The sequence below is a fragment of the Litorilinea aerophila genome, assembly GCF_006569185.2.
Lineage (GTDB): Bacteria > Chloroflexota > Anaerolineae > Caldilineales > Caldilineaceae > Litorilinea > Litorilinea aerophila.
In genome coordinates this window covers 111,326-134,634 of the sequence record NZ_VIGC02000003.1, presented here as the reverse complement: position 1 = coordinate 134,634, position 23,309 = coordinate 111,326, and the positions used below count along the sequence as shown (strand labels likewise).

Annotated in this window: 18 protein-coding genes; 12 read left to right on the top strand and 6 right to left on the bottom strand. The window is 65.3% G+C overall.

Annotated features, from left to right (window positions below; translation table 11 throughout):
• The first annotated feature begins 37 nt into the window (after positions 1 to 37).
• The 10 genes from recJ (at position 38) to FKZ61_RS03030 (ending at position 12,907) form a co-directional block, all read left to right on the top strand.
• Entirely contained in the window at positions 38 to 1,771 is a 1,734-nt protein-coding gene (recJ, locus tag FKZ61_RS03075; protein ID WP_141608604.1) for a single-stranded-DNA-specific exonuclease RecJ, read from the top strand.
• Between the two features lie 292 nt (positions 1,772 to 2,063).
• Complete coding sequence (locus tag FKZ61_RS03070; RefSeq protein WP_141608603.1) at positions 2,064 to 2,294, top strand: hypothetical protein; 231 nt, start codon at positions 2,064 to 2,066, stop codon at positions 2,292 to 2,294.
• Between the two features lie 148 nt (positions 2,295 to 2,442).
• The gene (locus tag FKZ61_RS03065) at positions 2,443 to 3,288 is read left to right on the top strand and encodes an HAD-IIA family hydrolase (RefSeq protein WP_141608602.1); all 846 of its coding nucleotides are present in this window, start codon (positions 2,443 to 2,445) and stop codon (positions 3,286 to 3,288) included.
• An 18-nt stretch (positions 3,289 to 3,306) separates the two neighbouring features.
• Positions 3,307 to 4,809, top strand: a complete 1,503-nt coding sequence (locus FKZ61_RS03060) for an AAA family ATPase (protein WP_141608698.1) — start codon at positions 3,307 to 3,309, stop codon at positions 4,807 to 4,809.
• Between the two features lie 216 nt (positions 4,810 to 5,025).
• On the top strand, positions 5,026 to 6,975 hold the full coding sequence (locus FKZ61_RS03055; RefSeq protein ID WP_170199168.1) for an SNF2-related protein: 1,950 nt from the start codon (positions 5,026 to 5,028) through the stop codon (positions 6,973 to 6,975).
• Between the two features lie 3 nt (positions 6,976 to 6,978).
• A complete protein-coding gene (locus FKZ61_RS03050; protein WP_141608600.1) occupies positions 6,979 to 8,196 on the top strand; it encodes a M20 metallopeptidase family protein in 1,218 nt (405 codons plus the stop codon).
• 26 nt (positions 8,197 to 8,222) lie between these two features.
• Complete coding sequence (locus tag FKZ61_RS03045; protein WP_141608599.1) at positions 8,223 to 8,564, top strand: cupin domain-containing protein; 342 nt, start codon at positions 8,223 to 8,225, stop codon at positions 8,562 to 8,564.
• Positions 8,565 to 9,014: 450 nt separating this feature from the next.
• On the top strand, positions 9,015 to 9,731 hold the full coding sequence (locus FKZ61_RS03040; protein ID WP_141608598.1) for a FadR/GntR family transcriptional regulator: 717 nt from the start codon (positions 9,015 to 9,017) through the stop codon (positions 9,729 to 9,731).
• 193 nt (positions 9,732 to 9,924) lie between these two features.
• The gene (locus FKZ61_RS03035) at positions 9,925 to 11,769 is read left to right on the top strand and encodes a 2-oxoacid:acceptor oxidoreductase subunit alpha (protein WP_141608597.1); all 1,845 of its coding nucleotides are present in this window, start codon (positions 9,925 to 9,927) and stop codon (positions 11,767 to 11,769) included.
• A gap of 88 nt (positions 11,770 to 11,857) precedes the next feature.
• Positions 11,858 to 12,907 carry a 2-oxoacid:ferredoxin oxidoreductase subunit beta gene (locus FKZ61_RS03030; protein WP_141608596.1) on the top strand — a complete coding sequence of 350 codons (1,050 nt, stop codon included), beginning with the start codon at positions 11,858 to 11,860 and terminating at the stop codon, positions 12,905 to 12,907.
• A gap of 86 nt (positions 12,908 to 12,993) precedes the next feature.
• Here FKZ61_RS03030 and FKZ61_RS03025 read toward each other — a convergent pair whose 3' ends face one another.
• The 3 genes from FKZ61_RS03025 to FKZ61_RS03015 form a co-directional block, all read right to left on the bottom strand.
• Positions 12,994 to 13,662: a lysophospholipid acyltransferase family protein gene (locus tag FKZ61_RS03025; protein ID WP_141608595.1), complete on the bottom strand. Its 669-nt coding sequence runs from the start codon at positions 13,660 to 13,662 to the stop codon at positions 12,994 to 12,996.
• Between the two features lie 42 nt (positions 13,663 to 13,704).
• Positions 13,705 to 15,492 (bottom strand): DUF6909 family protein, encoded by a 1,788-nt coding sequence (locus FKZ61_RS03020; protein WP_141608594.1) that lies wholly within the window; start codon positions 15,490 to 15,492, stop codon positions 13,705 to 13,707.
• Between the two features lie 430 nt (positions 15,493 to 15,922).
• Entirely contained in the window at positions 15,923 to 16,783 is an 861-nt protein-coding gene (locus tag FKZ61_RS03015) for a DUF72 domain-containing protein (RefSeq protein WP_170199166.1), read from the bottom strand.
• 265 nt (positions 16,784 to 17,048) lie between these two features.
• Between FKZ61_RS03015 and FKZ61_RS03010 the strand changes: the two genes are divergently transcribed.
• On the top strand, positions 17,049 to 18,371 hold the full coding sequence (locus FKZ61_RS03010; RefSeq protein WP_141608592.1) for an ammonium transporter: 1,323 nt from the start codon (positions 17,049 to 17,051) through the stop codon (positions 18,369 to 18,371).
• Positions 18,372 to 18,528: 157 nt separating this feature from the next.
• Positions 18,529 to 19,443: a serine/threonine-protein kinase gene (locus FKZ61_RS03005; protein WP_141608591.1), complete on the top strand. Its 915-nt coding sequence runs from the start codon at positions 18,529 to 18,531 to the stop codon at positions 19,441 to 19,443.
• A gap of 127 nt (positions 19,444 to 19,570) precedes the next feature.
• On the opposite strand, the gene FKZ61_RS03000 is transcribed toward FKZ61_RS03005, so the two are convergent.
• From FKZ61_RS03000 to FKZ61_RS02990, 3 genes are all read right to left on the bottom strand, one after another.
• The gene (locus tag FKZ61_RS03000) at positions 19,571 to 20,326 is read right to left on the bottom strand and encodes a succinate dehydrogenase/fumarate reductase iron-sulfur subunit (protein ID WP_141608590.1); all 756 of its coding nucleotides are present in this window, start codon (positions 20,324 to 20,326) and stop codon (positions 19,571 to 19,573) included.
• A gap of 87 nt (positions 20,327 to 20,413) precedes the next feature.
• The gene (locus FKZ61_RS02995; RefSeq protein ID WP_211358385.1) at positions 20,414 to 22,345 is read right to left on the bottom strand and encodes a fumarate reductase/succinate dehydrogenase flavoprotein subunit; all 1,932 of its coding nucleotides are present in this window, start codon (positions 22,343 to 22,345) and stop codon (positions 20,414 to 20,416) included.
• A 169-nt stretch (positions 22,346 to 22,514) separates the two neighbouring features.
• Positions 22,515 to 23,204, bottom strand: a complete 690-nt coding sequence (locus FKZ61_RS02990; protein WP_141608588.1) for a succinate dehydrogenase cytochrome b subunit — start codon at positions 23,202 to 23,204, stop codon at positions 22,515 to 22,517.
• Between the last annotated feature and the right edge of the window lie 105 nt (positions 23,205 to 23,309).

The following is a 23,309-nucleotide window of genomic DNA, read 5'->3' as shown; positions in this document are numbered from 1 at the left end:
GCCGGGCTGTGTCAGTTCCCGCGGGAAGAAGCGTGGCATGACTCCGGCGCAAGCCAAGAACTGGAAACTCTTTGAACCGGCCCCGCCTACCTTTCTGGACGCCGTTCCCGAACACCCGATCCTGGCCCAGGTCCTCTACAACCGGGGCCTGCGCACGCCCGACGAAGTGCGCGCTTTTCTGACCGACGCCGACGCGGTGGTGGAAAATCCCTTCCGCCTGCCGGACATGGCGCCCGCGGTCCACCGCATTGTACGGGCCATCGAGGCCGGCGAAATCATCTGCGTCTACGGCGACTTCGACGCCGACGGCGTCTCGGCCACCGCGCTGCTGGTCACCGCCCTGCAGATGGCCGGCGGCCGGGTGGGCCCCTACATTCCCGACCGGGTGGACGAGGGCTACGGCCTCAACCTGGAGGCCATCGATGCCATCGCGGCCAAGGCGCGCCTGCTGGTCACGGTGGACTGCGGCATCCGCAGCGTCCACGAGGTGGCCCATGCGGTGGCACGAGGGCTGGACGTGATCATCACCGATCACCACTCCCTGGGCCCCCAGCTTCCGCCTGCGCTGGCTGTCATCAACCCCCGCCGGGAATGTCGCCAGGGAGCCACCCAGCTGGCCGGCGTGGGCGTGGCCTATCGCCTGGCCCAGGCTGTGCTCCGGGCTGTGGCCCAACAGGGTTGGAGCCCCCTCCGCCCGGATCAGGCCCTGGAGATGGAGGCCAGCCTGCTGGACCTGGTGGCCCTGGGCACCGTGGCCGACATGATGCCCCTCCTGGGGGAGAACCGCTCTCTGGTGCGCCGGGGGCTGGTACAGCTCAACCAGGCCCAGCGCCCGGGCATGGCTTCCCTGCTCCAGTTTGCCGACCTCCGCCCCGGCACGGTGGATGCCACCACCATCGCCTTCCGCCTGGCGCCCCGCATCAACGCGGCCGGCCGGCTCACCCACGCCCGGACAGCCTACCGCCTGCTGCGCACAGGCGATCCCACCGAGGCCTACACCCTGGCCGCCGAACTGGAAGCACTGAACCAGCGGCGACGCAACCTGACGGTCAGCGCCGAGGCCGAGGCTGAAGCCCAACTGGCTCCCCAGCTGGCCCAGGATCCGTCCCTGCTGTTGGTCCAGAGCCCCCACATTCCTGCGGGCATCGTGGGGCTGGTGGCGGGCAAGCTCACCGAGCGCTTCTACCGTCCCGCGGTGGTCATTGAACAGGGCGAGGCGGAGTCCCGGGGCAGTGCACGCAGCATCCCCGAGTTCGACATCAGCCGCGCGCTGGACGAGGTCAGCCCGCTGCTGGTGCGCCATGGCGGACACAGCCTGGCCGCCGGTTTCACCGTGGCCACGTCCCGGCTTCCCGAGCTGGCCGAGGCCCTCCAGGAAGTGGCCCGGCGGGAGCTGCCCGAGCCCGCCCAATTGCGCCCCACCCTCTGGATCGACGCGGACGTTCCCTTCGACGAGCTCAACTGGGGGCTGCAGCAGCAGTTCGCCCGCCTGGAGCCCACCGGCCAGGACAACCCGCCGCCCCTGCTGCTCTGCCGTCAGGTGCGGGTGCGGGAAGCCCGGACCGTGGGCGAGGGCAAGCACCTCCGCCTGATCGTAGACCGGGATGCCCATGGGCCGGTGCTGGATGCCATCGCCTTCCACCAGGGTGCGTGGGCCGACCATCTCTCCGAAGGCAGCCGGGTGGATCTGGTCTTCCACCTGGAGGCCAACGAGTGGCAGGGGCGCCAGCGCCTGCAGTTGAATGTGCAGGACTTACGTCCCGCCTGTTAGCCAAAAGACAGACGACGCGGAGTCGGCATCCTCAGATGCCGACCCAGACGGGACGCCGTCGCATCAGAGGATGCTCACTCCGCAAGTGGAAACAGTCGTGAGGGACGGAAGCCGTGTTCATCTGTGAAAGCTGTGACTCCCCTGCAAAAAGGGCATTTTGGAACGCAAAGGCGCAAAGAAATGCAGGAGAGAGTAACCTGAATCAGCGTTCATCTGCGTGGGGCAGCGTCCTCAGTTGACCTTTGTGCAGTAGAGCCATCTGTGGTTTCTTCAGTAGAGTCAGGAGTGATCCATGCCCAAATATCTGTCCACTCCGTTGAAGGTGGGGTTGGTCTTTGGCGTGCTGGGGCTTGCCCTCACCGTGGTGGGGATCGTGCGGGGCAATGTCCCCCTTCACCCGGCCAATATCGCCATGGCCCTGCTCATCGGCGGCGGTGTCTGGTTCGCGGTCAGTTGGGCCGTGGCCACCGCCGCCGTGGACGTGGAGCGGGATTGGGAAGAGGAAGAGGATGCTATGCTATAATGGCCGGGCCATGCAGAGAGAAAGTCTGTCCTCCCGCACGGGGGTAGGGTACCGCTTGCCCGGGTGCCCTCCGGCCGCGGCATCCCCCCAGACATCCGGGACAGACTCGCCAAAATGAATCCAAAGGCAGCCCAACGGAGTGAAATGGATGGAGACTTTGACCGAACAGGCCGGCAATCCGGCCGATAACGTGGAAAAATTGCGCCGGGTCCGGGCCGTTCTGCTGGACATGGACGGGGTGCTCTACGTGGGCAACCGCCCCCTGCCCGGCGTCCAGGAGCTCCTGGATTATCTGGACCAGACCGGGCGCCAGTGGCTCTGCGTCACCAACAACTCGAGCCGCACCTCCCAGACCTTTTCCGAAAAGCTGGCCGGGATGAACATCCAGGTCCCGCCCCAGCGCATCCTGGGCAGCGCCGAAGCCACGGCCAACTGGCTGGCCGAGCAGGCCCGGCCGGGCGCCCGGGTGATCATGATGGGGGAAGCCTCCCTGCGCCAGGCCCTGGCCGACAAGGGCTTTCAGCTGGTGGACGACCCGTTCCAGGCTGAGATTGCCGTGGCTAGCATCTTCTTCGGCCTGACCTACGAAAAGCTGGCCGACATGACCCTGGCCATCCGCAATGGCGCCCGCTTCGTGGCCACCAACCCGGATCCCACCCTGCCCACCGAACGGGGCCAGGTGCCCGGCACCGGCAGCCTCATCGCCCTGCTGGCCCAGGCCACCGATGTGGAACCCGAATTCGTGGGCAAGCCCTACCCGGGCATGTTCCAGCAGGCCATGCGCAAGGTGGGCACCCAACCCGAAGAGACCCTGATGGTGGGCGACCGCTACGAAACCGACATCGTGGGCGCCATCCGGCTGGGCATGCCCACGGTGGGCGTGCTCACCGGCGTCACCACCCGGGAGCAGTACGAGACCATCGAGCCCAAACCCGATTTCATCCTGGAAGGGCTGCCAGAACTGTTGGCGCGTTTCAAGGAGGCCGACGCGTAGGGGCCTCCGCCCATGGCCATGCAAACCGAACTGGACGTCTACATCCGCGCCCGCTACCCGCTCCTCTGGGTGGTGACACCCGAGGAGAAGCGGGCGCTGGCCACCATTGACCGGCTGGCCCAACAACAGCGAAAACGCCTCCTGGTCTGGAGCGTCACCACCGGCATCCACAACCCGGCCCTGCCGGACCGCTTCGACAGCAGCAAACGGGATCCCCTCACCCTGCTGGCTGCCATCCTGGAGGATCCTGAGCCGGGCATCTGGGTGCTGCGGGATTTCCACCCCTTCCTGCGGGATGCCGCGGTGGTGCGCCGCCTGCGGGAGGTGGCCTTCGGCCTGGAAGCCAGCCCCAAGACGGTGATCCTGCTGGGGCCGGTGCTCAAGATCCCGCCGGAGCTGGAGAAGGAGATCACGGTGGTGGACTTCAACCTGCCCACCGCCGAGCAACTGGGCCAGATGCTGGACCAGATCATCGCCAGCCTGGAGCAGCACGAGGCGGTGGAGGTATCCCTGGACCGCCGCCAGCGGGGCCGGCTGATCCAGGCCTGCCTGGGCCTGACCGAACAGGAGGCGGCCAACGCGGTGGCCAAGGCCGTGGTCCAGGCCGGCGGGCGCCTGGACGGCGACGCCATCGAGGCGGTGACGGCAGAGAAGCAGCAGATCATCCGCAAGAGCGGGCTGCTGGAGTTCTACGCCAGCGAAGAACGCCTGGCCAATGTGGGCGGCCTGGATGTGCTCAAGGAGTGGCTGCGCAAGCGGGTGCGGGCCTTCAGCGACGAGGCCCGGGCCTTCGGCCTGCCCGAGCCCAAGGGCATCCTCCTGGTGGGCGTCCAGGGCTGCGGCAAATCCCTGGTGGCCAAATCGGTGGCCAACTCCTGGCGGCTGCCCCTGCTGCGGCTGGACGTGGGCCGGCTCTTCTCCTCGCTGGTGGGCTCCAGCGAAGAAAACCTGCGCAACGCCATCCGGGTGGCCGAGAGCATCGCGCCGGTGGTGCTGTGGGTGGACGAAATCGAGAAGGGCTTTTCGGGCGTGGGCTCCAGCAACGTGAGCGACGCCGGCACCGCGGCCCGGGTTTTCGGCAGCTTCATCACCTGGCTCCAGGAGAAGCAGGCGCCGGTCTTTGTCATCGCCACCGCCAACAGCGTGGAGCAGCTTCCGCCCGAGCTGGTGCGCAAGGGCCGTTTCGACGAAATCTTCTTCGTGGACCTGCCGGACATCGAAGAACGCCGGGAAATCTGGAAGATCCACCTGCGCAAACGCAACCGGGATCCCGAGCAGTTTGACCTGCACAGCCTGGCCATGGCCTCCGACGGCCTTTCCGGCGCTGAGATTGAACAGGCGGTGATCGCCGGCCTCTACGAGGCCTTTGACAAGAACCGCCCCCTGGAAACCACCGACCTGCTGGACGTGCTCCAGGAGACGGTGCCCCTGAGCCAGATGATGCAGGAGGAGATCGACGCCCTGCGGGCCTGGGCCCGGCAGCGGGCCCGGCCGGCCTCCTCCCGGCGTCCGTTTGGGTAGGGCAGCCCGACAACGAGGCATTTCAATGCTTCGCTGGGGCCGGAAATCCGTTGAGAACGGATTCAAGCCGGGCACCATCCGCCCCGTGGAGTGCATTTCAACGCACTGGGGGTGTGCCAGCCGATGATTGAAATCATCGGCCCAAGGCCGGCCACGGTCTCATGTAGAGCGACTTCTACGCTGGAAACACTGGGAAAAGACGGTATCCACGCAACCATGCAAGAACGTTTCGAATGGCTCGAAATTGCAGAACCCCAGACCCAACCGCGGCGGAAGGCGACCCAGACGCCGGCCACGGTCATGGGCAAGCGCTGCCCCCAGTGCGGCTGGCTGGACGAGGAGACAGCCACCCAGTGCTTCCGCTGTGGCTATCGCTATAACCTGGACCACAACCTGGCCGGGCAGATCGCAGGGCTGGGCGTCACCCTGCCGCCCCGCCTCATCGAGACGCCCCAGAACCTGGAAAATTTCTTCCGCACCCATGGCCGCATCCGCCCGCCGGAGCCCCTGGAGATCTACCGGCTCCGCAACCGGGCCGAAGCCCTGCGCCTCTCCCACGGCTTCGACCGCCTCATCTGCCTGGACGAGCTGGACGTGGAGCACTACGAGCACCAGCTGGAGACGGCCCGCCGTGCCCTCCACGACATGCGGGGGCGGGCGCTCCTGGCCGACGAGGTGGGCCTGGGCAAGACCATCGAAGCCGGCATCATCATGAAGGAGCTGATCCGCCGGGGGCTGGTGCAGACGGTCCTGGTGTTGACGCCCGCCTCCCTGACCGAACAGTGGCGGGAAGAGCTTTCCAACAAGTTCCATGAAGAATTCACCATCATGGATCACCCCCGCCAGTGGCAGGAGGCCCTGACGGCCGAATCCGGCCGCTGGCTGGCCAGCCTGGATCGGGCCAAGCTGCGCCGCCACAGCGAGCTGATCCTGCAGCGGGACTACGACCTGCTCATCGTGGACGAAGCCCACAAGCTCAAAAACCGCAGCACCCTGGCCTGGAAGTTCGTCAACCAGATCCGCAAGCGCTACGTGCTGATGCTGACGGCCACGCCCATCCAAAACGACCTGATGGAGCTCTACAGCCTCATCACCATCCTCTCCCCGGGTCAACTGGGGACGGTGCGGGCCTTCCGCAACCACTTCCTGGAGGACGCGGACAAACGGCGCCCCAAGAACGCCCCCTCCCTGCGCCGACTGCTCAACGACGTCATGATCCGCAACCGGCGCAGCAAGGTGGACGTGCGCTTCCCCCGCCGCCGGGCCGCCATCTACCACCTCACCCTGAGCGAACGGGAGTGGCAGCTCTACGCGGACGCCACCGACTACATCCGCCGGCGCTTCCGGGATGTGGACAGCGACAAGCATCTGCGCCTCACCCTCATGACCCTGCAGAAGGAGCTGAGCAGCAGCCCCCAGGCTGTGGCCGCCACCCTGCGCAAGATGGTGCAGGATCGGGCCCACGGCGACCGGGCCCGGGCCGAGCTCCAGCGCTTTCTGGAGCTGGCCGAATCCATCCCCGTGGGGCGCAAACTCCTGGCCGTGCGGGAGATCCTGGAACGCTTCCCCGGCCAGTTCCTCATCTTCACCGAATACCGGGTCACCCTGGAGACCATCGTGCGCCAGCTGCGGGAGTGGGGCTTCTCGGCCGTGGGCTTCCACGGCGGCCTCTCCCTCCAGCAGAAGGAGGCCACAGTGGCCGCCTTCCGGGAAGGGGTGCGGGTCATGGTCAGCACCGAGAGCGGCGCGGAGGGGCGGAACCTCCAGTTCTGCCACCAGCTCATCAACTACGACCTGCCCTGGAACCCCATGCGGGTGGAGCAGCGCATCGGCCGCCTCCACCGCCTGGGCCAGGTCCACGACGTCACCATCTTCAACCTGAGCTGCAACGAGACCATCGAAGCCCACATCATCGAACTGCTGGCCCGCAAGATCCGCCTGTTCGAGCTGGTCATCGGTGAGCTGGATCTGATCCTGGGCAACCTGGACGGCAGCAAGTCCTTCGAAGATCTGCTGCGGGAAGCCTGGGCCTCCAGCGAGAACGAAGCCGAACTGCGCCGGCGCATGGAAGCCCTGGGCGATGCCCTGGAGCGGGCCCGCCAGGACTACCAGCGGGTGCGCATGAACAACGAGATTCTGGATCAAATGCTGGACACACAAGGATAGCCCATGACCGATGAAATCATCGCCCAAATTCGGCAAGAAGCAGAGGCCCTCTTTCCTCAACTGGTCCACTGGCGCCGGGACTTCCACAGCCATCCGGAGATAGGCTTCCAGGAAGTCCGCACCGCCGGCATTGTGGCCGACCACCTGCGCAGCCTGGGCCTGGAGGTGAGCACCGGCGTGGGTAAAACTGGCGTGGTAGCCGTCATCGAGGGGGAGGATCTGCCCGACGACGCGCCCACCGTGCTGCTGCGCTTCGATATGGACGCCCTGCCCATCCAGGAGGAAAACGACGTCCCCTACCGCTCCCGCCACGACGGGGTGATGCACGCCTGTGGCCACGACGGCCACACCGCCATCGGCATGGGCGTGGCCCAGGTGCTGGTCAACCAGCGCCGCCACCTGGCCGGCCGGGTCAAACTGGCCTTCCAGCCGGCAGAGGAAGGGATGGGAGGCGCCCTGGCCATGATCGAAGAGGGCGCGCTGGAGAACCCCCGGCCAGAGGCCACCTTCGGGCTGCACCTGTGGAGCCGCCTGCCCCTCAACCAGGTGGTGGCCCAGGCCGGTCCCCTGTGGGCCAGCGCGGGCATGTTCCGCCTGGTGGTCCACGGCCGGGGCGGCCACGGCGCCACCCCCCACGACACCATCGACGCCACCCTGGTGGCCAGCCAGATCGTGGTGGCCTGGCAGAGCATCGTGGCCCGCAACATCGACCCCACCCAGACAGCCGTCCTCAGCGTGGGGACTTTCCGCAGCGGCGATGCCTACAACGTCATCTCGCCCCGAGCCGAGCTGACCGGGACCATCCGCAGCTTCGACCCGGCGGTGGATGCCCAGCTCAAAGAGCGGATGCAGGAGGTGGCGGAGGGCATCTGCGCGGCCTTTGGCGCCACCTGCGAGCTGAGCTTTTCGGCCCAGGTGCCGGCCACGGTCAACAGCGAGGCGGGCGCGCAGCTCATGCAGGAGGTGGCCGCCCAGATCGTGGGCGCCGAGCAGGTCACCCAGATCACCCCCATGATGGTGGCAGAGGACGTCTCCGAATTTCTGAACCGGGCGCCCGGCTGCTTTATCCTGGTGGGCGCCTGGGATCCGTCCGGCCCGCCCAACAGTCCCCACCACAGCCCCACCTTCGACTTCGACGAACGGATGCTGCCCACCGGCGTGGCCCTGCTGGCCGGCGCCGCCGTCACTTACCTGAAGCGCAGGCAGGCATCGGCCACTTGAGTGGACCGCCCCCAGGAGGGGAGACCATGAGAGAAAAGCGCGAAGGATATTTCGTGCGGCCCCTGGATCACGCCCAGGTTCGGCCGGAGAAGCCCTTCAAACACACCTTTTTCCAGAGCGAGCGGCTGCTGGCCGGGCTGAACTGCCTGGCCCCAGGTCAGGCCCAGCCCCTCCACGACCACGCGGACCAGGACAAGTTCTACCTGGTGTTGGAAGGCGAAGGCACCTTCACCGTGGGCGACAGTCGCCGGCGCTGTGGTCCCGGCGAGCTGATTCTGGCGCCGGCGGGCGTTCCCCACGGGGTGGAGAATGACGGCCAGGAACGGCTGACCTTCCTGACGGTGATTGCGCCGGCCCCTCCTTCGTAGGGACGAAAAATTTTTCGCCCATTTCGACCTGCGCAGCCGTCGCCTTCCCTTTACCGATCTGGGGCTGGTGACATCGGGCGGGCACGGGGGCCCGCCCCTACCGGATCCGTCGCCGTCCTTTCACCCGCCCGGGTGTGGCGACCTCGGGCGGCTGGGAGCCGCCCCTACAGGACATGGCCACCCCTTCGTAGGCGCAGCTCGTAGCTGCGCAGCCGTCACCTTCCCTTTACCGGTCTGGGGCTGGTGACATCGGGCGGGCACGGGGGCCCGCCCCTACCGGATCCGTCGCCGTCCTTTCACCCGCCCGGGGCTGACGATATCGCCCCTTCTTTGCGTGGGTTCAAAAAGACGCGCAAGCCGGGTGAAAAATTGACTTCCTGGGCAAAATGTGATATATTCCGATTAATCTGATTAATTGGATGATTGCCCCCAGGCAAGGATGCCGCCTTCATGTTACAGACGTTGATCGACTCTGAATTCCTGCGCTATCTGGTGGAGCAGGAATTTGCGCCGGGAGACCGGCTCCCTCCGCTGGCCGAGCTGAGCACCCAGATCGGCATCAGCGTGGGCAAACTGCGGGAGCAGTTGGAAGTGGCCCGCATGTTGGGCCTGGTGGAAGCCAGCCCTCGTCGGGGCATTACCCGCATGGAATACCGCTTTCTGCCGCCGGTACGCCTCAGCCTGCTGGTTGCCCTCGCCCTGGACCGCCGTCACTTCGATGCCTTCAGCAGCCTGCGCGCCCATCTGGAAACCGCCTATTGGGAAGAGGCGGTGACTTCCCTAACCGACGAGGACAAGGCCTACCTCCGAGAACTGGTCAACACGGCCAAGGCCAAGTTGAACCAGCAGCGCATCCAGATCCCCTATCCGGAACATCGCGAACTTCACCTGACCATCTTCCGGCGCCTCCACAACCCTTTTGTGGTGGGCCTGTTGGAGGCGTACTGGGATGCCTACGAGGCGGTGGAGCTGAACACCTATGCGGACTACCCCTATCTCCAGGAGGTGTGGGACTACCACGAGCGGATTGTGGACGCCATCCAGGCGGGGGACATTCCCCTGGGCAAGCAGCTGCTCATCGACCACATGGGGCTGTTGAGCAAACGGGGCATCTCCATTGAAACCCGGCGTGTGCCCCTGGCCGCGGACGCCGCGGCCCCGTCTTAGGTTACAACGCTGATGTCTTCGATGGATTTCTTTCCTGAAGCTGGCCTGAAAATGCCTTTTGGCGTCCATATCTGGGCCGGCGTTCAGGTCGGAAGATCATCGGGCAGCGCTGTTCATACGATTTCCCGTCGTTTCCCGATGTGTTCTCAATTGAGGAACTACACGGCCTGCTTCAATCTTTGGAGGAAATACGATGAGCGTAATGGTGCAAGAGGCTCCGTCTGAACAGAAGACCGAGCTCGTTGTCAACGACTTCAACATCAACGTGGCGACGGTCAACGGTTCAGGCAGCCAGACCAGCAACAACGTGTTGATCCGGTCCCTCTTCAAGATGGGAATTCCGGTCACCGGGAAAAACTTCTTTCCCAGCAACATCCAGGGCCTGCCCACCTGGTACAACGTCCGCCTGAGCAAGGATGGCTACCTGGCCCGGCGGGATGGGATCGAAGTGCTGGTCGCCATGAACGGCGCCACCGTGGCGGAGGACATGGCAAGTGTCTCCCCGGGCGGGATCATCCTCTACGACGATACCCTGCCCATCGCGGCCCGGCGCCACGATGTGAAGTACTACCCCATGCCGGTGAAGGAGCTGGTCAAACAGGCGGATTTGCCCTTCAACCTGCGGGACTACGTGGCCAACATGGTCTACGTGGGCTACCTGGCCTACCTACTGGAGATCGATCTGGAAGAGATCCGCAACGCCCTGGCCTGGAACTTCGGCAACAAGACCAAGCCCATCGAGATGAACTACGACATGGTCATGCGGGCCTACCAGCATGCCAAGGAACACGTGGTCAACGACCAGCCCTACCGGGTGGCCCGCATGAGCGGCTACAACGAAGACAAGATCCTGGTGGACGGCAACACCGCCGCCGCCCTGGGCGCGCTCTACAACGGCGTCAACCTGGTCTCCTGGTACCCCATCACCCCCTCCTCCAGCCTGGCCGAGGCCGTCAACGCCTACGCGCCCAAGCTGCGCCGGGATCCCAAGACCGGCAAGGCCACCTACGCCATCATCCAGGCCGAGGATGAGCTGGCCGCCATCGGCATGGTGGTGGGGGCCGGCTGGGCCGGCGCCCGGGCCATGACCGCCACCAGCGGCCCCGGCATCAGCCTCATGGCCGAGTTCGTGGGCCTGGCCTACTTCGCCGAAATCCCTGCGGTCATCTGGGACATCCAGCGCATGGGGCCCAGCACAGGCCTGCCCACCCGCACCTCCCAGGGCGACATCCTGAGCGCCTACTACCTGAGCCACGGCGACACCCGCCACGTGGTGCTCTTCCCAGCCACCCCGGCCGAGTGCTTCGACTTCGCCGGCGTCGCCTTCGACCTGGCCGAGCGACTCCAGACGCCGGTCTTCGTCCTCAGCGACCTGGACCTGGGCATGAACCTCTGGATCAGCGACCGCTTCACCTACCCGGAGAAGCCCATGGACCGGGGCAAGGTGCTGGATGAGGAGGCCCTGCAGAAACTGGGCGGCAGCTGGGGCCGCTACAAGGACCTGGACGGCGACGGCATCCCCTACCGGACCTTGCCGGGCAACAAACACAAGCTGGCCGCCTACTTCACCCGAGGCACCGGCCACAACGAGTACGCCATCTACAGCGAGCGCCCCGACGACTGGGAGCACAACCTGGAGCGCATCCATCGCAAGTTCGAGACGGCCCGCACCCTGGTCCCCGAGCCCATCATCGACCAGGTGGACGGCGCCCAGGTGGCCATCCTGAGCCTGGGCAGCAACGACCCGGCCGTGGCCGAAGCCCGGGATCGCCTGCGCGCGGCCGGCGTGGAGACCAGCTACCTGCGCCTACGGGCCCTGCCCCACACCCAGAGTGTGCGGGACTTCATGGCCGCCTACGACCGGGTCTTCGTGGTGGAAAACAACTACGACGGCCAGCTCTGCCAGATCCTGGCCAGCGCCGAGCCAGACCTGGCCAGCCGCCTGGTCTCCGTGGCCCGCTGCAATGGCCTGCCCCTGTCGGCCCGCTGGATCGCGGATACCATCCGCCAGCATCTGGACGGGGATCAGGCCGCGTAGGCGCCGACATTTTGTCCTGTATCCCTGGTCCCGTACAACCGTGTCAACGTTGTGACGGTTCACCTGCTAACGCGCGAAGGAAAGCAAGATGAATACAACCAAGAGACCCGCTCCCTCTGCCCGAGCGCCCAAGACCAACATCCTGGGGCTGGAAAAGAACGAATACCGCGGCCGCCCCTCTACCCTGTGCAAGGGCTGTGGCCACGACAGCATCAGCGCCCGCATCATCAACGCCGCCTGGGAGCTGGGCCTGGACCAGACCCAGGTCATCAAGCTCAGCGGCATCGGCTGCAGCAGCAAGACGCCCGCCTACTTCCTGGGCCATAGCCACGGCTTCAACGCGGTGCATGGCCGCATGCCCTCGGTGGCCACCGGCGCCCTGGTGGCCAACCGCACCCTGACCGCCATCGGCGTCAGCGGTGACGGCGACACCGCGTCCATCGGCATCGGCCAGTTCAAGCACGCCATGCGCCGCAACCTGCCCCTGGTCTACATCGTGGAGAACAACGGCGTCTACGGTCTGACCAAGGGCCAATTCAGCGCCACCGCGGACCTGGGCCAGCAGCTCAAGTACGCCGGCGTGAACGACCTGCCGCCCCTGGACATCTGCATCGAAGCCCTGGCGGCCAACGCTACCTTTGTGGCCCGCAGCTTTGCCGGCGACGCCAAACAGGTGGAGACGCTCCTCAAGGCGGCCCTGAGCCACCGGGGCATCGCCGTGCTGGACATCATCAGCCCCTGCGTGACCTTTAACAACCACGAGACCTCCACCAAGAGCTATAGCTGGGGTAAAGAGCACGAGATCCCCCTGCACGACCTGGACTTCATCCCCAGCTACGAGGAGATCGAGATCGACGACTACGACGACGAAGTGGAGATCCAGCTCCACGACGGCTCCTGGATTGTGCTCAAGAAGCTGGCCGAAGACCATGATCCCACGGACCGCCTGGCGGCGTACCGGGTCCTGGAGGAAGCCCGCCGGGAGCAGAAGCTGCTCACGGGGCTCTTCTACGTGAACGAGGAGCAGCCCGACATGCTGGAGCTGCTGAACCTGGTGGACGAGCCGCTGGTCAGCCTGCCCACTGAGCTGCTCCGCCCCAGCCGCGAGTCGCTAGAGGAAGTGATGGCTGCTCTGTAAAATTCGATATCAGGGCAGAGCAAAAAGGGGGCCCTACCGGGCCTCCCTTTTTTTATCCTTTCACAGGACCATGGCGGGGCGTCCGTTCAGCGGGGCGCGGCCAGCTGGGCTGCGTACTCGCCCTGTCGCTCCGGGGGTAACAGCCCGGCCATGGCCACCATGACCGCCTGGGTGAAGGCCTGCAGCACCGCCGGATCGCCTGGATCGCCCTCCCCTACCAGCGGTGGGCCAAAGCGGACCCACACCTGGGGCCGCCGCCAGGGCCGCCAATGGCCCGGCATGGCCTTTTCCGCGTCGATCACCACCGCCGGCACCACCGGCACACCCGCCTGGAGCGCGATGCGGGCCACCCCCGTCCGCCCCCGCTGCAACACGCCACTCCGGCTGCGGGTCCCTTCTGGAAACATGCCCAACACCCGTCCCGAACGCACCAGCTCCACGGCCCGCTGGATGGCCACCTGATCCCGCTGCCCCCGGCGCACCGGGAAGACGCCCGCCGCGTCCAGCAGCCGGGAGAGGAGAGGGTGGATCTGAAAGAGTTCCGCCTTGGCCATATAGTGGACCTGGCGGGGAGAGGCATAGGCCAGGAAGAAATAGTCCGGCCCCATGGTGTGGTTGCAGGCCAAGACACAGCCCCCTGTGGCAGGGACATGCTCCCGGCCTGCCACGTGAAGGCGGCAGTAGAGGGGGACCAGGGCGTCGGCCACCCGCCAGAGGGTGCGCCAGAGTCGTGTGGCATCGTGGGGTGGTTTCACAGGCGGATCTCCGACAGTGGTGAGGGCGAATGGATCCAGGGCTCAGACAGTCGACATGGCCTCGGCCACGGGTGGACGCTCCCGTTGTAGCCGGCGCTGGCGCTCAATCTCCTGGCTGAGGATGCGCCGGAGCACGGCCACCGACGTGGCGTAGGTGGCGTCCACGCCGAAGTAGCTCAGGCTCTTGCTCAGGAGCGTCTGGCGCCGGCTGATGGGGGTGTCGCTGGCGTAGTGGAGGAGGCCGATGTCGTAAGGAGCGTTGATGAAGAGGTTGACAATCTCATCCACCGGGTAGCGCTTGGGGTAGATGTCCTCGTAGATGCCGCTCAGATACGGCCCGGCCTCCATCTCAATGTCGGTGTAGCCCTCTTCGTAGAAGACGTGCATGAAATTGCGGTTCTGGAGGATGGTTCCTCGCACGGTCACGGCCTTCTGGTTGTCGAAGACCGTGCCATAGGCCAGGAAGGGCGCCACATCCTGGGCGGTGAAGCAGTTGCGGAAGAGGTAAGAGTTGCGGGAGTGCTCGTCGTAGACCACGTTGGGGATCATGACGTCCCCCACCCGGCCATTGAGGGTGGCCGCCTTGCCCAGGATGTACACCCCCAGGATGCGATCCACCGCGGTGGAGACCTGGCTGAAGATGTGGTAGGCGGCCATGCCCAGGGGATAGTCGATGTTGAAGATCAGGGCGTCGCTGCCCTTGAGCAATTCCCACTCCTCGTCGCTGAAGATCTGAAGCCGGGGGTCCATGCGCTTGCGACGCAGGCGGGAGATCTGGATCACCTGGGCCTCCACGTCCAGGCAGTGGGGGTCGCTGATGCGGATAATGCCTGCCCGCTTTTCCCGCTGGGCCACCCGCTCCAGCAGCTTTTCCTTGCGGCCCCGGCCGTTCAAATACAGGCGGGAGACGTAGTAGAAGAAGTTGGCCAGCACACCCGGTTCACCGTCGCTCAGCTCCTGATATTCCTGCCACAAGTCCTCGGGATTTTCGCGCCGCACAAACTCCACCAGCTCATCCTGAAGCTCCTGGGCCACACCGGAAACCAGGTTGACCAGGCTGTGGACATTGCTGCTGACGAAATAGATGGGCTGATCGGCCAGTTGCAAGTGGGCGCAGGCCTCTTCAATCTTGCGCCACCAATACTGGACGCTGCGTCGGTAATCGCTGAGGCCGCTCCCCAGCACCTGGATGCGGAGATCCAGCCGGGTGGACGCGGCCCGCTGCAGGTTGTGGACCAGTTGCCGGCCCGGCCAGATCTGACCCAGGCGGGCAAAATCGCCCGAGGAGAGGTTCAGGGCATGGCGCACCTCTTCCAGAAGAGACATGGGCGGATATTCATCGTCGATGTCCATCTGGCGCAGGCGCATGCCCAGTTCGCCGCTGTTCAGTTTCTGGTGGAGTTTGTTCCACTCGATCTGAAAGGTGGTCAGGCATGGGATCAGGTCGTCGATGTCGCTGACGCTGGCGATGAAGGCGGCCAGCAGCCCCTGTTCCTGGTTGAAGTAGAACTTCCGCCGCCGCGCCCGGGCCCGGACTGGCTGCCAGCGCTCCACCTGGTAGCCTTCCCGGTGGAAGACATCCTCCATCTGGCCCATCAGGATCAGGCTGGCATAGGGGACACAATCCGGCAGGCGCAGGGCACAGTAGACCAGGGCCGACACGTCCAGCTCGGGGCTATCCGCCTGCTGGTGCAGGCTGGAGTTCATGGCCGCGTGGGTTTCCTCCAGGCTGCGCACCCGGATGGCGCCGCTGCTGCGCAGGAGGGAATAGTAGGTGCGGATGTAAAGTTCGATCTCTTCGTTGTGGGCAACCGGTGTCGTCCGATCCATGGGATTGCCTCCTCGTCGCGCGGCCAGGTTGGCCCGTTCTTTTTGTATAGGTCAATATTCCTCCCCATCGGCAAAGCGGGGAGCGGGGTGAAGCATGGTTCATTTTTGAGTTGTGCTGGGCCGCAATGCGGCGCAGCACAAAAGCGCCGTCGGCTCCGCAATTCACGATCTCGACCACGATTACGCCGCAGGGGCGACATCCTCAGATACCGATTCAGACGGGACGGCGCCGCATCGGAAGATGCTCACCCCGCGAAATTAAGGTTAACATAGATCGGGCCGGTTCTTCAATTGAACGCGGGTCCAGCCCAGGGTTCCCAGACGGGACGGCATCCGTGGCGTACACCGTAGCGGCGGCGGTTCGCAATCGCCGGTGCCCCCGTCGGGGTGGGCCGCCGTGCCCCCCCGCAAACCGGCGCACCCAGGGCGTTCAAAACCCGAGGGAGCCCTGCACCGGCGGCGGTGGCTGCGGCGGCCATGGAGGCAGGGCCATCCGCTCCGCCAGCAGGGCCTGCAATCGCCGCACACTGGCCGGAGAATGGCCCTCGTAGGGATTGTGCATATAGCCGAAGACGGTGATGCCGGCCTGGTACAACTGGTGCACCCGTCCGGCCCAGCGGGCCAGATCCTCCTCCCGGGGGGCGCTGCGTTCCCGGTCTCCCCGGGGACCGTTGCGCTGGTCACCGATCCAGCGGATGAGGGCGAAGCCGGGCGCGTCCTCCCCGGCCTCCAGGCGAGCCGCTTCCCACAGGTCGAAAAGGTCCGGGGTGCCGGCCCAGTCGGTCAGGGCCAGGGCCAGGCCCCGCTGGGCCAAAAAGCGGGCAAAGGCAGGGGTCATCAGGTCCCGGGCCCGCACCTCCACCGCGATGCGGAGACCTTCAGCCACGGCGGCCAGCCACTCCAGGTAGGTGGCCAGGCGGCGGCCCAGGCGCGCCCGGGTGAACTGGGGCGGCAACTGGAGCAGGCCCACGCCGGCCGCGGGCCCCAGCTCCCGCAAGAGGTCCAGAAAGGCCCGCGTCTCCTCATCGGCCCCTTCCAGCTGGCGTTCGTGGCTGATGCTGCGGGGAAACTTGAGGGAAAAGGTGAAGCCGGGCGGCACGCTCTCCAGCCAGGCGGCCACAGTGGCAGCCCGGGGCAGGCCGTAGAAGGAGGTGTTGACCTCCACCGAGTTAAACTGGGTGGCATAGTAGGCCAGATAGTCGCTGCGGGAGGCGTTCTCGGGATAGAAGACCCCGCGCCAGGCGTCGAAATGCCACGAAGAAGTACCCAGGTACAGATGTGCCTCAGCCATCGTTTCCCCTTCCCAGCTCGCTAGCGTGGCCATCCACGGCCCCACCCTGTGCAAATCGACCAGGGGTCTCCGCCCAGCAAACCATCCGCGAACAAATCGCCGACAGGAGCAGCCGCATCTTTGTGCAAGATGCACATTGGTTCCCGAAGTCGACCATGGTACATTGGGCAACGTAACTTGCGAAGCGCGCTACGATTCTTGGATCCATCGGCCGAAGTACGAGATCGCAACGAAATGAACCAAATGTAACAGGAGGAAAGGATTCATGTGGATCAGACGTTTTGTACGGGCCGTTCCCCTGGCTTTGCTCTTGAGCCTGGTGGCCGTGAAAGCATACGCGCAGGACGAGATCTCCACCAACGAGATTGCCTACGCCCTTGACAACATCGTGCTGTTGTTGGCAGCGGTCCTGGTCATCTTCATGCAGGCCGGCTTTGCCCTGGTCGAGGCGGGCTTCAACTCGGCCAAGAATGCCATCAACATCATGTTCAAAAACCTGATGGATTTCTCCGCCGGCGTGCTGATCTTCTGGCTGATTGGCTACAGCCTCATGTACGGCAACGCCCTGATTCCGGGGCTGGTGGGCTGGTCTGGCCTGGGCATCAGCGCCACGCCGCCGGATCCGGTGGCCGGCAACTTGAACCCCCAGGTGGACTGGCTCTTCCAGGCTGCCTTTGCTGCCACGGCCGCGACCATTGTGTCCGGTGCCGTAGCAGGGCGTATCAAAGTCTCCGGCTATCTGGTTTACAGCGTGATCATCACGGCGTTCATCTACCCCATCAGCGGCTTCTGGCAGTGGGGTGGTGGCTGGCTGTCGGCCCTGGGCTTCCATGACTTTGCCGGCTCGCTGGTGGTCCACAGCGTGGGTGGCTTTGCCGGCCTGGCGGGCGCCATGGTGTTGGGTCCCCGCATTGGCCGCTTTGCCAAGGACGAAGATCCCAGCCTCTTCCCCCACAACTACACCATCGCCACCCTGGGCGTCTTCATCCTGTGGATAGGCTGGTACGGCTTCAACCCCGGCAGCCAGCTGGCCTTCGCCGGCGCCGCCAACACCGACGCCGTCATGCTGATCGCGGTCAACACCACCCTGGCCGCCGGTGCCGGCGCCGTGGCCGCCATGATCTACTCCTGGCTGCGCATGGGTAAACCATCCCTGGGCCACACCCTGAACGGTGCCCTGGCTGGCCTGGTGGGCATCACCGCCAACTGTGATGCGGTCACCAACCTGGAAGGCATCATCATCGGCATCGTGGCCGGCGTGCTGGTCTGCCTGGGCATGGAGCTGCTGGAACGGCTGAAGATCGACGACCCGGTGGGCGCCTGGCCGGTCCATGGCCTGTGCGGCATCTGGGGCGGCGTGGCCACCGGCATCTTCGGCGGCTACAACCTGGGCGTCCAGATCCTGGGTTCCGTGGCCATTCCCCTGTGGGCCTTTGTGACCTGCTTCATCCTCTTCAGCATTCTGAAGGCGCTGAACATCCTGCGGGTGTCGCCCGAAGAGGAGCAGACGGGCCTGGACCTGACGGAGCACGGCGCAGCCGCCTACGGCGTGCCCCTGGCCATGGCCTCCGCCGCCGGCGACGACTAGAACATCCGTCCCCTGGACCCCGGTCCCCCCATCGGCCTGTACGCAGGCCGATGGGGGGTTTTCCGTTTTTCGGCCCGCCCATTGTCCAACGGACACCTTTCAGATATAATGCACCCATACGACACGGCCAGGGCGACGTGAAAAAGGGGCAGGGAAGATGGAACACTGGAGCGGCGGATATCCCACCAGGCCCGGCCAGGAGCCGCTGCGCAAGCTGGGCGCCTACGAGATGGAGGCGGTGCTGGGCCAGGGCGCCGTCGCCACTGTCTACCGCGCCCGCTGGAAGAATCAGCGCACCGTGGCCATCAAGGTCCTGCATCCTGCCGCCGCCGCTCAGCCCCACATCCGAGAGGCTCTGTTCCGGGAGTATCGCATCCTCTCCCGCCTCCACCACCCGGGCATTGTCCAGGCCCTGGACGCCGGCGAAATGGAGGGGCGCATCTACCTGGCCATGGAGCTCATCGAGGGCGAAAACCTGGATTCCTTCCTGGCCCGGGTCAAGAGCATGGGCGAGGAGGCGGCCATCGACATCACCCGCCAGATGGCCGACGCGCTTCACCACATCCACGAACACCAGATTGTGCACCGGGACATCAAGCCCGGCAACGTCATCCTCACCCGGTTGAGCCGGGCCATCCTCTTCGACTTTGGCGCGGCCTTGGACCTGCGGGCCGTGCGGGACGAGGATTTCCAGGGCCTCTTCGGCACGCCCTCCTTCGTTGCGCCCGAGCAGATTCGCGGCGACCGTACCATCGACGGCCGGGCCGACCTCTACTCCCTGGGCGTGGTCCTCTACCGCATGGTGACCGGTCGCCGTCCCTTCTACGGCAGCCGGTCCGAAGTCCTGGAGGCCCACCTCCACAAGCCGCCGCCGCCCCCCTCCCAGTTCACCTACATCACCCCGGAGCTGGAACAGATCATCCTCAAGGCCCTGGCCAAGGATCCGGCTGACCGCTTCCAGACGGGCGCGGAGCTGAGCGCAGCCCTGGCCGCGGTGAAGCTGGTCCCCCCGCCCCGTTCCGACCTCTCCCAGCGGCTCCTGGGTTGGCTGCGGGATGCGGTCAATCCATAAGGGGGCATCACCACAGAGGCGCAGAGGGCACAGAGGATTCGCCAGGAAAACCTCTGCACCCCCTGCGCCTCCGCGCTGTCTACCAGGGGGCTGTTTACCCAGGGGCTTGAATTTCTGCCGGGATTCCCTAACGCTGGCCCGCCCCCTTCAAGGTGCCGATCAGCAGGTCCCGGTTCAGCATGGCGATGAAGTCCAGGCTGATCTCCTTGGGGCAGACGGCCTCACACTCGCCGATGTTGGTGCAGCCGCCGAAGCCCTCCCGATCCATGGCCTCCACCATGAGCACAGCCCGGTCGTACCGCTCTGCCTGCCCCTGGGGCAGGGAGTTCAGGTGGGCCACCTTGGCTGCGGTGAAGAGCATGGCCGAGGAATTGGGGCAGGCCGCCACGCAGGCGCCACAGCCGATACAGGTCGCCGCATCCATGGCCATGTCCGCCGTCTTTTTGGGGACGGGGATGGCGTTGGCCTCGGGTGCGCTGCCCGTGGAGACGGAGATGTAGCCACCGGCCTGGATGATGCGATCGAAGGCACTGCGATCCACCACCAGGTCTTTGACCACGGGGAAGGCCCGAGCCCGCCAGGGCTCGATCACGATGGTGTCGCCGTCCTTGAAGGTGCGCATGTGGAGCTGGCAAGTGGTGATGGCCGCCTTGGGCCCGTGGGCCACGCCGTTGATCATCATGCCGCACATGCCGCAGATGCCTTCCCGGCAGTCGTGGTCGAAGGCCACCGGCTCTTCGCCTTCCAGGATCAGCTTCTGGTTCAACAGGTCCAACATCTCCAGGAAGGACGAGTCGGGGCTGACGCCGTCCAGCTCATAGTCCACGAATCGGCCTTGGGACTGGGCATTCTTCTGCCGCCAGATCCGCAACTTAAATTTCATGTCCGCTCTGCTCCCTCATTCTCAGGCGATGGTCGGCCCATCGTCCGCGGGCCCAGGGGCGGCCAACAAGACGATGGGCGTGACTGGCTACTTGTAACTGCGCTGGGTGGGCTCCACATACTCGAAGTGGAGGGGCTCCTTGTGGAGCAAGGGCTGGCCCTCGTCGCCGTTGTACTGCCAGGCCGCCACATAGGCGAAGTGCTCGTCATCCCGCAGGGCTTCGCCGTCGGGGGTCTGGTGCTCCTCCCGGAAGTGGGCGCCGCAGGACTCGTCCCGGTGTAGGGCATCGATGCAGAGCAGCTCGGCCAGCTCCAGGAAATCGGCCACCCGGCCTGCCTGCTCCAGGCTCTGGTTGAGGTCGTGGGCGTCGCCGGGCACCTTGGCGTTCTCCCAGAATTCCTGGCGCAGGTCGCGGATCAACCCGAGGGCCTTCTGAAGCCCCTCGGCGTTGCGGGCCATGCCGCAGTAGTTCCACAGGATCTGGCCCAGCTCCCGGTGGATGGAGTCCACGGTGCGCTGGCCGTTGATCTCGAGCAGCTTCTTCACCCGCTGGTTCACGGAATCCTGGGCCTCCCGCACCGCGTCGTGGCCGCTGTCCACCGGCGGGAGGGAAGCCTGGGCCAGGTAGTTGCCGATGGTGTAGGGCAGGATGAAGTAGCCGTCGGCCAGGCCCTGCATCAGCGCGCTCGCGCCCAGCCGGTTGGCGCCGTGATCCGAGAAGTTGGCCTCGCCGATGACGAAGAGGCCGGGGATGTTGCTCATCAGGTAGTAGTCCACCCACAGGCCGCCCATGGTGTAGTGGAGGGCCGGATAGATGCGCATGGGGACCTTGTACGGGTTTTCGCCGGTGATATTCTCGTACATGTCGAAGAGGTTGCCGTAGCGATCCCGGATCACATCCTCGCCCAGGCGCTGGATGGCGTCCTTGAAATCCAGGTAGACGCCGTTCTTGAGTGGGCCCACCCCATGGCCGGCATCCACCACGGCCTTGGCGGCGCGGGAGGCGATGTCCCGGGGCACCAGGTTGCCGAAGGCCGGGTAGCGCTCTTCCAGGTAGTACCAGCGATCCGACTCGGGGATCTCGTTGGGGGGGCGGTTGTCGTTGGGGTTCCGGGGCACCCAGATGCGTCCGTCGTTGCGCAGGGATTCGCTCATGAGGGTGAGCTTGGACTGGTGTTCCCCTGACGGCGGGATGCAGGTGGGGTGAATCTGGGTGAAGCAGGGGTTGGCGAAGAGCGCGCCCCGCTTGTAGGCCCGCCAGATGGCGGTGGCGTTGCAGCCTTTGGCGTTGGTGGAGAGGTAGTAGGCGTTGCTGTAACCACCGGTGGCCAGGACCACCGCGTGGGCCAGGTGTGCCTCGATCTCGCCCGTGCGCAGGTCCCGGGTCACAATGCCCCGGGCCTGGCCGTTCACCACGATCAGGTCCAGCATTTCGGTGCGGGTGTGCATGCGCACCTTGCCGGCATGGATCTGGCGGGAGAGGGCCTGGTAGGCGCCCAGCAACAGCTGCTGGCCCGTCTGCCCCCGGGCGTAGAAGGTGCGGGAGACCTGGGCGCCGCCGAAGGAGCGGTTGTCCAGCAGGCCGCCGTACTCCCGGGCGAAGGGGACCCCCTGGGCCACACACTGGTCGATGATGTTGTTGCTGATCTGGGCCAGGCGATAGACGTTGGCTTCCCGGGATCGGAAGTCGCCCCCTTTTACCGTGTCGTAGAAGAGGCGGAAGATGCTGTCGCCGTCATTGCGGTAGTTTTTGGCAGCGTTGATCCCGCCCTGGGCCGCCACGCTGTGGGCCCGCCGGGCGCTATCCTGGTAGCAGAAACAGTCGATGTTATAGCCAAGCTCGGCCATGGTGGCAGCGGCAGAGGCCCCTGCCAGGCCGGAGCCAACCACGATGATGTTGAACTTACGCTTGTTGGCCGGGCTCACCAGTTTCATCTCAAACCGGGCCCGATCCCACTTTTCCTGGATCGGCCCCGCTGGCACCCGACCGTCCAGAATGGATTCGGCCTCAGCCGGCATGGTCTTCTGGACATCTGGGGCAACGGTACTTGCCATGGCAAAAACCTCCTGCAACTAGTACAGTCTGGCGCAAATACCACGGCAGAAATTCGGCGGCATTACCTCTGGTGGATACGATGGGCTAAGCCGCGGGCCAGAGGCCCGGTCGGCGAATTTCTGCCGGGATTTACTAGCGGATGATGCCGAGTAAGACGGCGATGGGCACCGAGGCGAAGCCCGCCGGGACCAGGATGGCCAACAGCCAGCTTAACGCCCGAATAGGCTGCTCGAACTGTTCATAGCGTCGCCGGCTAAGGCCCAGAGTCTGGAACATGCTCCAGGTCCCATGGTAGAGGTGGAAGCCCAGGGCGATCACCGCGATGATGTAGACAATGGCGGCCGGCACAAACTGGAACCCGGTCACCAGATTGTGGTAGGGGTCGCCCCGCACAAAGTCGGGGTGGACAAAAGGAATCCCCCAGGTCAGGTGCATCAGGTGGTAGATGACGAACAGCAGGATCACCGCTCCCCCCAGGCGCATGGTCAGGGAGGCGTAATTGGCCTGGACCACCTTGCGCTCTGCATAACCGAAAGGACGTGCGTATCGAGCCTGCTGGTAGAGGGACCAGGCAGACCAGACGTGGAGGACGATGGAGACCAGAAGGACGATCCGGGCGATGGTCAGCAGGTGCAGGTGGCCGAAGACGGGTGCGCCCAACTCCCGCAATCCTTCTGCATACTCATTAAAGTAGACAGGTCCCTGGAACGCCTTCAGGTTGCCATACATATGCATGACGACATAGCCGATCCAGATCAGCCCTGTGACCGCCATCACCGCTTTTTTGCCGATCGAAGTGCGGTACAGCGCCGCCGCTTGCATAGGCTAAAACCTCCTTCGTGATGTACAGGCGAAGCACAGCGTTTTCAGACGGAATGGTGAGAGTCCACCGCAGAAACCACAGATTTCACAGATGAACACAGGGTA

Coding starts and splice junctions, on each gene's coding strand:
- recJ (WP_141608604.1), top strand. CDS start 38: ATGACTCCGGCGCAAGCCAAGAACTGGAAACTCTTTGAACCGGCCCCG.
- FKZ61_RS03070 (WP_141608603.1), top strand. CDS start 2,064: ATGCCCAAATATCTGTCCACTCCGTTGAAGGTGGGGTTGGTCTTTGGC.
- FKZ61_RS03065 (WP_141608602.1), top strand. CDS start 2,443: ATGGAGACTTTGACCGAACAGGCCGGCAATCCGGCCGATAACGTGGAA.
- FKZ61_RS03060 (WP_141608698.1), top strand. CDS start 3,307: ATGCAAACCGAACTGGACGTCTACATCCGCGCCCGCTACCCGCTCCTC.
- FKZ61_RS03055 (WP_170199168.1), top strand. CDS start 5,026: ATGCAAGAACGTTTCGAATGGCTCGAAATTGCAGAACCCCAGACCCAA.
- FKZ61_RS03050 (WP_141608600.1), top strand. CDS start 6,979: ATGACCGATGAAATCATCGCCCAAATTCGGCAAGAAGCAGAGGCCCTC.
- FKZ61_RS03045 (WP_141608599.1), top strand. CDS start 8,223: ATGAGAGAAAAGCGCGAAGGATATTTCGTGCGGCCCCTGGATCACGCC.
- FKZ61_RS03040 (WP_141608598.1), top strand. CDS start 9,015: ATGTTACAGACGTTGATCGACTCTGAATTCCTGCGCTATCTGGTGGAG.
- FKZ61_RS03035 (WP_141608597.1), top strand. CDS start 9,925: ATGAGCGTAATGGTGCAAGAGGCTCCGTCTGAACAGAAGACCGAGCTC.
- FKZ61_RS03030 (WP_141608596.1), top strand. CDS start 11,858: ATGAATACAACCAAGAGACCCGCTCCCTCTGCCCGAGCGCCCAAGACC.
- FKZ61_RS03020 (WP_141608594.1), bottom strand. CDS start 15,492: ATGGATCGGACGACACCGGTTGCCCACAACGAAGAGATCGAACTTTAC.
- FKZ61_RS03015 (WP_170199166.1), bottom strand. CDS start 16,783: ATGGCTGAGGCACATCTGTACCTGGGTACTTCTTCGTGGCATTTCGAC.
- FKZ61_RS03010 (WP_141608592.1), top strand. CDS start 17,049: ATGTGGATCAGACGTTTTGTACGGGCCGTTCCCCTGGCTTTGCTCTTG.
- FKZ61_RS03005 (WP_141608591.1), top strand. CDS start 18,529: ATGGAACACTGGAGCGGCGGATATCCCACCAGGCCCGGCCAGGAGCCG.
- FKZ61_RS03000 (WP_141608590.1), bottom strand. CDS start 20,326: ATGAAATTTAAGTTGCGGATCTGGCGGCAGAAGAATGCCCAGTCCCAA.
- FKZ61_RS02995 (WP_211358385.1), bottom strand. CDS start 22,345: ATGCCGGCTGAGGCCGAATCCATTCTGGACGGTCGGGTGCCAGCGGGG.
- FKZ61_RS02990 (WP_141608588.1), bottom strand. CDS start 23,204: ATGCAAGCGGCGGCGCTGTACCGCACTTCGATCGGCAAAAAAGCGGTG.